Origin of the sequence: Desulfocurvus sp., assembly GCF_023230885.1 — a bacterium.
Lineage (GTDB): Bacteria > Desulfobacterota > Desulfovibrionia > Desulfovibrionales > Desulfovibrionaceae > Desulfocurvus.
The window spans coordinates 1-6,736 of record NZ_JALNWM010000195.1 but is presented as its reverse complement, the minus strand read 5'-3'; the positions used below and the strand labels follow the sequence as shown (position 1 = coordinate 6,736).

General features: G+C 69.4%; 3 protein-coding genes. All 3 read right to left on the bottom strand.

Going from position 1 to position 6,736, the window contains the following annotated elements; translation table 11 throughout:
• Nucleotides 1–15: 15 nt before the first annotated feature.
• Entirely contained in the window at nt 16–885 is an 870-nt protein-coding gene (locus M0P34_RS12645) for an alpha/beta hydrolase (RefSeq protein ID WP_291499695.1), read from the bottom strand.
• 8 nt (nt 886–893) lie between these two features.
• Entirely contained in the window at nt 894–2,771 is a 1,878-nt protein-coding gene (locus M0P34_RS12640) for an autotransporter outer membrane beta-barrel domain-containing protein (protein ID WP_291499693.1), read from the bottom strand.
• 1,263 nt (nt 2,772–4,034) lie between these two features.
• The gene (locus M0P34_RS12635; protein WP_366062654.1) at nt 4,035–6,482 is read right to left on the bottom strand and encodes a LuxR C-terminal-related transcriptional regulator; all 2,448 of its coding nucleotides are present in this window, start codon (nt 6,480–6,482) and stop codon (nt 4,035–4,037) included.
• Nucleotides 6,483–6,736 lie beyond the last annotated feature (254 nt).

Below are 6,736 nucleotides of genomic sequence, written 5' to 3'. Positions count from 1 at the left end.
GCGCGGGGCGGTCCGTCAGGGCGGCGTGCAGGGCGGGAGCGCCTGCACATGCCCGCGCCAGGCCTGCTCCCATCCGGCCTCGTGGGTTGCCCCCGGAACGGTGACGATCCGGGCGCAGTTCGGGGTGCCCTGGGCGGCGACGAAGCGCGCCGCGATGAAAGGCGGCACCACCGTGTCGTTCTCGCCGACGAAATGGATTTGCGGCACATGGGCCAAGCGCCAGGCGGTGTCCACGGGGTTCAGCGAAAGGGGCATGGCGCAGACGCGGTGGTGGCGGTTGACGCCTTCGACATCGAGATTCCCTGCCACCGTGCGCAGGGACACAACGTCGGGACGGCGTTCCGCCAGCAAGGCGGCGATGGCCCCGCCCCCGGAATAGCCGACCAGCCGGACGCCCCGTCCTCCCCTTTGCGCCATGATCCGGTCCAGGGCCTCGTTCATCGACTCCACCACCTCGCGGGCGTAGCGCAGGTCCGTCCAGTACGCGACGCGGCAGGCCGGGTCGTGGTCGACGAACTGGCACGGGCGCGCCAGGTAGACCACGTTGGGGGCCGGGTCGAGGGCGGCCAGATGCAGCCCTGTGGCCGGGGCCGGCGTGGGGTTGGGCGAGGGCCGGTGGCGGGATGCCCAGGCAAGGCCGTCCCCCTCGATATAGACGCTCACCGCGGCGGACGGGTCGGTGATCCGCACGAAGGCGGCGAGGCTGAACAGGCGGGTTGCAACCGTTTCGCGGGCAAGGGCCGCCGCCGCCGCGGTTCTTGCGGCGGCGGCGGTCCGCCCGGCGGGCGAGGCGCAGGCGGCCACAAGGGCGCAGGCCGCGAGGAGCAAGGCCGCCCGCAGGACGCCCGCGCCCTTGAACACCCGTTGTCCGCCGTTGTTGCTCATGGCCCCCGTCAGAAGGCCGCCCTCAGCACCGCCGAGAACGTTTGGTTGGTATAGCCGTCACGCGTCTCGAGATCGTATCCGGCCCGCAGGGAGATGTCGTCCATGAAATAGGTCAGCGCCAGCCCGCAGCGGGTGATCCAGGCGCTTTCCTCGGCCCCCTTCGTGGTGAAGGATACACCGGAAACCCCGGCGTAGCGAGCGGTCAGGGACGACCTGCGGTCCAGCAGCTCGTAGCCCTCGGCGAGGTGGGCGGAGAGCCCCCAGGCGGCGTTGGGCCGGAAATCGAGACGCATGCCGAGTTCCGGCACCAGGGACTGGCTTTCCTGGGCGTCGACCGCGAGCAGCAGCGGGGAGATACCCGCGCTGTCCGAGGTTTCCCGGTAGCTGTCGTTACGGACCCAGTTGTAGACGGCGTTGGCGTAGGGCGAGAGGGTCGTGCGGGGGGAGAGCGCGAAGCTGTGTTCCACGCCGGCCCCGAAGCCCGCGATCAGGCTGTCGAAGTCGGAGTCCGCCTCGCCCACCGCGCTGAAGTTGATGGTCCGCGCGCCCTGGTTTTCCGCCGCGCCGAAAACGCCGCGCCAGGTCGCGATGGTGCCCTCGCCGAAGGCGTAGCTGCCGTAGCCGATCAGCTCGTACAGCCGCGTTTCCATGCTCTGCGGGGCGACGGACGACTTGCTGTCGGAATCGCTCGTGGCATAGGCGAAGGCCACCCCGGCGTGTATGGATTCGCCGAAGGCGGCGTCCGCGCCGATGAGGATGCCCGTGGTGTTCGCCTCGTAGCCGGGGTCGCCGTCCTTGGGGCTCTGCTCGATCCGGGTGTTGAAGGGCTTGGCCCAGAGCGCCCACTCGCGGGGCGCGGAGCCGGTGGAGACGCCGCTTGCCCCGCCCATGGCCAGATGCTGCCGTGCGGCGACGGCCGCGCCGATGTTGTTCATGGTGTTGGTCGTTACCTGGGTGCCGTTTCCGGCCAGCAGGGGCAGGGTCTGCGACACGGCGTCGCTGACCTGGCGGGCGTCGGTCAGCGGGACGAACAGGCTGGCCAGCGCGCCGTTGGGGTTGGACGCGAAGGCGTGGTCGAGGGCCCGCGCCGCGCCGCCAGCCAGGGCATTGCCGGAGGAGGCCACCGCCTGGGCTGCGGAGACCGCCCCCCGGGCCACCCCGAGGCTCACGCTGTTGGCGGCGTAAACGGCGGAGAAGTCGAACAGCGCGCTGTTGTCGGTCACGCGGGAAAATGTGCCCGCAACGCCGCCAGCCGCGGTGAGCACGTCGCTCAGGCTGTCGCCGTCGGCAAAGTTCGTGCCCCTCACGTCGACATGGAGCCCGTCGGAAAGGGTGGCCGGGCCGTTGACCGCAAGCCGTCCGTACGACGCGGAATCCGTGGCGCCGATGGTCAGGGTTCCGGCCTGGGTGTACTCCCCGGCCAGCGCCAGGGTGCCGCCGGAAACCGTCAGCGGCCCGGAGTGGGCCAGGGCGTTGGCGGTGGACAGGGTCAGGGTTCCGGTCCCGGCCTTGGTCAGCGAGCCTGAGCCGGTGATGGTCGTGTTCGCGAGGGTCAGGTCGTGGGCGCCGGTGTTGATCGTCACGCCGCTGGCGGAGCTGCCCGAGGGCGTGGTCTCGATCGTCGTGAGGGTGCTTGTGCCGCTGAAGCCGAAGTTGATGGTCTGGAAGTTGGCGACCGCGGTGGAGACCCTCGCCGTGGCGGCGTTGACGTTCAGTGTGTTGCCGCTGAACACGTCCCCGACACCCGGAGCCCGGGCTCCGCCATACACCTCCATAACCTGGGCGCCTTCGCCCAGGTTGACCGTGTTGTCCGTGGCCGAGCCGCCGTGATTCGCGGCGGTGGTTCCCCCCACGGCGTAATGAAGCGCCACGTTGGAGATGGTCACCGTGTTGTTCGCCGCCAGGCCTCCTCTGCCCGCGCTCCCTCCGACGGCGGTAGGCAATGTCCCGCCCGAAATGGTTACCGTGTTGTTCAGGGCGTTCCGGCCCGCCCTGCCGCCGTATACCGACGCATCTGCTGCCTGTGTACCGCCGGAAATGGTGACGCTGTTTCCGTTGGCGTCGCCAAGAGTACTGCTGCCACCGAACACCTCGTCGAACGATGCTGCTGAAATAATGTTTACAATGTTGTTGTTTGCGTATCCTTCTCCGCTTTTGCCGCCGTAAACGTTCCCAACATTGCACGAACCGCCGACTGATAGTGTTGCCATGTTGTTCGTGGCGTTCCCTCGTTGGGCGTATCCTCCATATATATTGCCGGTTTCCATTGCATGTTCTATGGTTACGCTGTTGTTCGTGACTTCCCCGGCGGCGTGGGCATGGCCGCCGAAGACCTCCTGTGCGCTGCCGGGATAGGATGTGATCGGCCGACGCAGCGTCACGGAGTTTCCGTCGATGGACGTGGCGGGGTCCTCTGTGTGGGCGTATGCGCCGTATACATTGCCGGTGAAGTTCGAGTTGCGGGCAAGGATGGAGTTCCCGGACAGGGGGCCGTCGTGGTTGGCTTTGAGGTCGTGGGGGTTCGAGCTGTTTCCGTAGGCGTGGCCGTTCACCATTTCCTCATAGAGGACGAAGTCACCGGCCCGGGCGGACGGGAGGGACGCGGAGAGCGCGATGGCGGCGGCCAGGGCCAGTGCCGCCGCACGGGACAGGACCAATTGCCCGAATCCGTGGCGGGCCAGGGGGAGTGCCCCGGGGCGGCAGGCGGGCTGGGGTTGGCATGTGGGCTTCCTGCGGGCAGGGGAGGGGCGGCCAGGGCGCATGCGAAGTCTCCTCGGGCGGGGCACTGCGCCGATTCAGTCCTGCGGCGCGGGCAACGATCCGTTTCAGGGTGGCGGCCGCGAACCCTCTGGCGTTGAATGGTTTTTGCGGCCTTGACGTTGGGCCGGGGACTGCCAGCCTGAACTGGCGTCTACCCCTCCCGTTGCGGCGGCGGCAATATCACCCAGGGTGATACTTTCGATTAATACATTGGGATTATTCTGTTTCTTTTGGATGTGGCCGGGGCGCCCCGGGGTGGGGCGCTGGCCCGGCCCAAGGGCCGCGCGCCCGCAAGGAGCGAGGCAGGCGGCGCCGGGGGTGTACCGGCACCGCCTGCCTCGTTCCCTGCACTGGGGGCTGGCGTGGAGGGGGGGGCGGGGCGTCGGCCGCTACCCGGGGCCGCCCCGCTCGTCGAAGTAGCGCCTGAGCTGCTCCCGGTTGCCGATGCCCAGCTTTTTGTACAGGGCGGCAAAGTAGCGCTTCACGGAGCCTGCGGCCAGGCCCAGGACGGCGGCGATCTCCTTGTGCGTCATTCCGGTCAGGGCCAGGCGCACCAGCTCGCCCTCGCGGCGGGTGAGGCCGGGGGCGTGCTCGCGGAAGAAGCGCGCAACGATGGCGCTGCGGCTTTTCTCGAACCGGGCGGCCAGCTTCAGGATGTGCCGCACGCCGCGGCCGCGGGCGGTGTCGTCCCCCAGGGGCTTCAGCTGCGGCAGGAAGACGGCGTTCACCGCGAAGGGCATGAGGATCCTGTCCGGCAGGGCCAGGTCCAGGGCCCTGAGCAGGGCCGTGTCCGCCTCGGCCCACAGGCCCAGGCCCGCGTTCCCCGCGGCGATGAACATGTTCGCGTGGATGGCGAACATGAGGTTTTTCCCGAAGCGGCCCTTGTGCAGCAGCTGCGAGAACCGGCCGACCAGCTCGGCGTGGTCGCCAGCCAGAAGCAGGGCCCCGCCCAGCGCCAGGTGGGAGAAGCCCCCGGCAAAGGCCTGGAAGTGGTTCGCGCCGTCCTCCAGCAGCCAGCCGGGAATCCTCTCCGGCCGACGGATATCCACATGCAGCAGCCCGGTGCACAGGTCCAGGGTTTGCAGCAGGGAAAAGGCCTTTTCCTCCTCCACCCGCCCGCGCATGGTGGCCATCTGTTCCAGGGACCGGCCGAATTCGCCCTGCTGCATGGACGCGCGGGCGAGCAGGAACCGGGCGCAGATCTCGATGCCGACCTGCCCATGCTCCAGCGCCGAGGCCAGGGCCTGGTGCGCGGCCACGGCGGCGGACTCGAACTCCCCGGCGTTGTATCGGGCCTCGGCCAGGAAGGCGTCCTCGGCCCCGGCTCCGTGCATGCCGGTCAGCCGCGAGTAGTGCGGCAGGCACTCGCGCATCTCCTTCACGGTTTCCTTCAGGGCGCCGCTTTTGCGGTGGTACATGTACAGCACCGACGGCGAGCCCAGGGTCCAGGGGTCCTGGCCGAACAGGCGGCTGCGCCCCGTTCCGGAGCGCCGGAAGCGCTCCTCGGCCCGCCGGTGGTGGGCCGACATGGCCGGGATGTCGTTGAACCGGGTGATGGAGAGCAGCAGCTCCAGCTCCCCGCGCCAGGCGTTGGCCCCGGGGGCGTCCTCGGGCAGGGCGGCGCAATGCCGCTCCAGGCGGGCCAGGATGTGGGCGAGGGTCTGGGTGTCCCCGGCGCTCAACGCGGCCATGGCGTAGCGGAACATCACGCCGGGGTGGCCCTCCATCACCGGGGTGTCCAGGGACCGGAACAGGGCCAGCAACTGGCCGTTGCCCTCCGTGACGGGCAGGCGGTCGACGAACGATTCCAGCAGCTCCAGGGCCTCGGCGGAGTCCTGGACGTGGCCAAGGAGCGCGGCGGCCTTGCGGGCCTCGTCGTGCCCGATGAGCCAGCGGGCGTGGCGCAGGCAGGTTTCCTGCCGCCGCTCCAGGGGCAGCCGGGCGAACCGTTCCCGCAGGAAATCCCGGAACAGGGCGTGGAGCATGTGGTTCCCCGTGGCCGGGTCGTGGCTGATGAAGGCGTTGCGGCGGACAATGTCGGCAAGAAGGCGCCGGGCATCGTCGCGGAACAGTTCGGCCTGGGCCAGGGTGAAGCTCTCCAGGGGCGCGAGGTGCAAAAGCAGCTCCCGGGCCGCGCCCTGGAGCCTGTCGAACACCTGGCTGTCCAGCAGGTCGGAAATCCCGGTGGGCGCCGCCAGGTGGCCGTGTTGCGCATAATGCAGCTGGTACAGGTACAGGGCGCTGACCCAGCCGCCCGTAGCCCTGAACAGTTGCGCGGCCTCCTGCGCCTTCAACGAAATGCCGCACCGCCCGAAATAGGCGCGGATGTCCTCCTGGTCGAAGGCCAGGGCGGCGGGCCCGACCTGCGCGGCGAGGCCCTTGAGCAGGGCCTCGGCCAGTTCCGGGCCCGGCAGGTGGCGCGATATGCAGACCAGAGGCGGGAAGGCCCCCTGGCGCGCAAGCAGCAGACACAGGCGGACAAGGTTCCGGGCCTGTGCTTCCGCCAGCAGGTGCACGTCGTCGAGGACCAGGACGGCCCCGGGGGGGAAGTCCAGCCGGGCGAGCACCTCCCGGACCGCGTCCGTCCGGGCGGGATCGTCGGGATAGCCAAGTTCTTCGAGGGCGTCCACAGGGGCGGGCTCCCCGGCCAGACCCTTGCGCAGCACGCGGCAGAAATCCCGCCAGAAGGCGTTCTGGTCGCTGGTCAGCACGGAAACCCAGAAGGGCGTGGCCCGGTTCGCTTTCAGGTATTCCCGCACGGCCACGGTCTTTCCGTAACCCATGGGAGCATGGAGAAAGGTGAGCGGCGTGGAATGGATGGCGGACAGGGTGTCCATCACCCGCCGGGTGAGATGCAGGGCCGGGGGCGGCGGCGGAGACGGCATGGGCCGATTATCGCCGGATAAAGTCAGTATGTAAACAAAGTTAAGCGGGGTCCGGCAATCCCTTGCGCAATGCTCTGGTTTCGCGTTGGAAAACGGGGCCCCGCTGGCCGGGGCGTCGCGGTGCGCGGCGCGGCCCGGGGGCCGGGCAGCCCCGGCCCGGCTACAGGCGCGACAGGACGTGGGCGCGCAGCACCTCGGCCAGGGGG

Coding starts and splice junctions, on each gene's coding strand:
- M0P34_RS12645 (WP_291499695.1), bottom strand. CDS start 885: ATGAGCAACAACGGCGGACAACGGGTGTTCAAGGGCGCGGGCGTCCTG.
- M0P34_RS12635 (WP_366062654.1), bottom strand. CDS start 6,482: ATGGACACCCTGTCCGCCATCCATTCCACGCCGCTCACCTTTCTCCAT.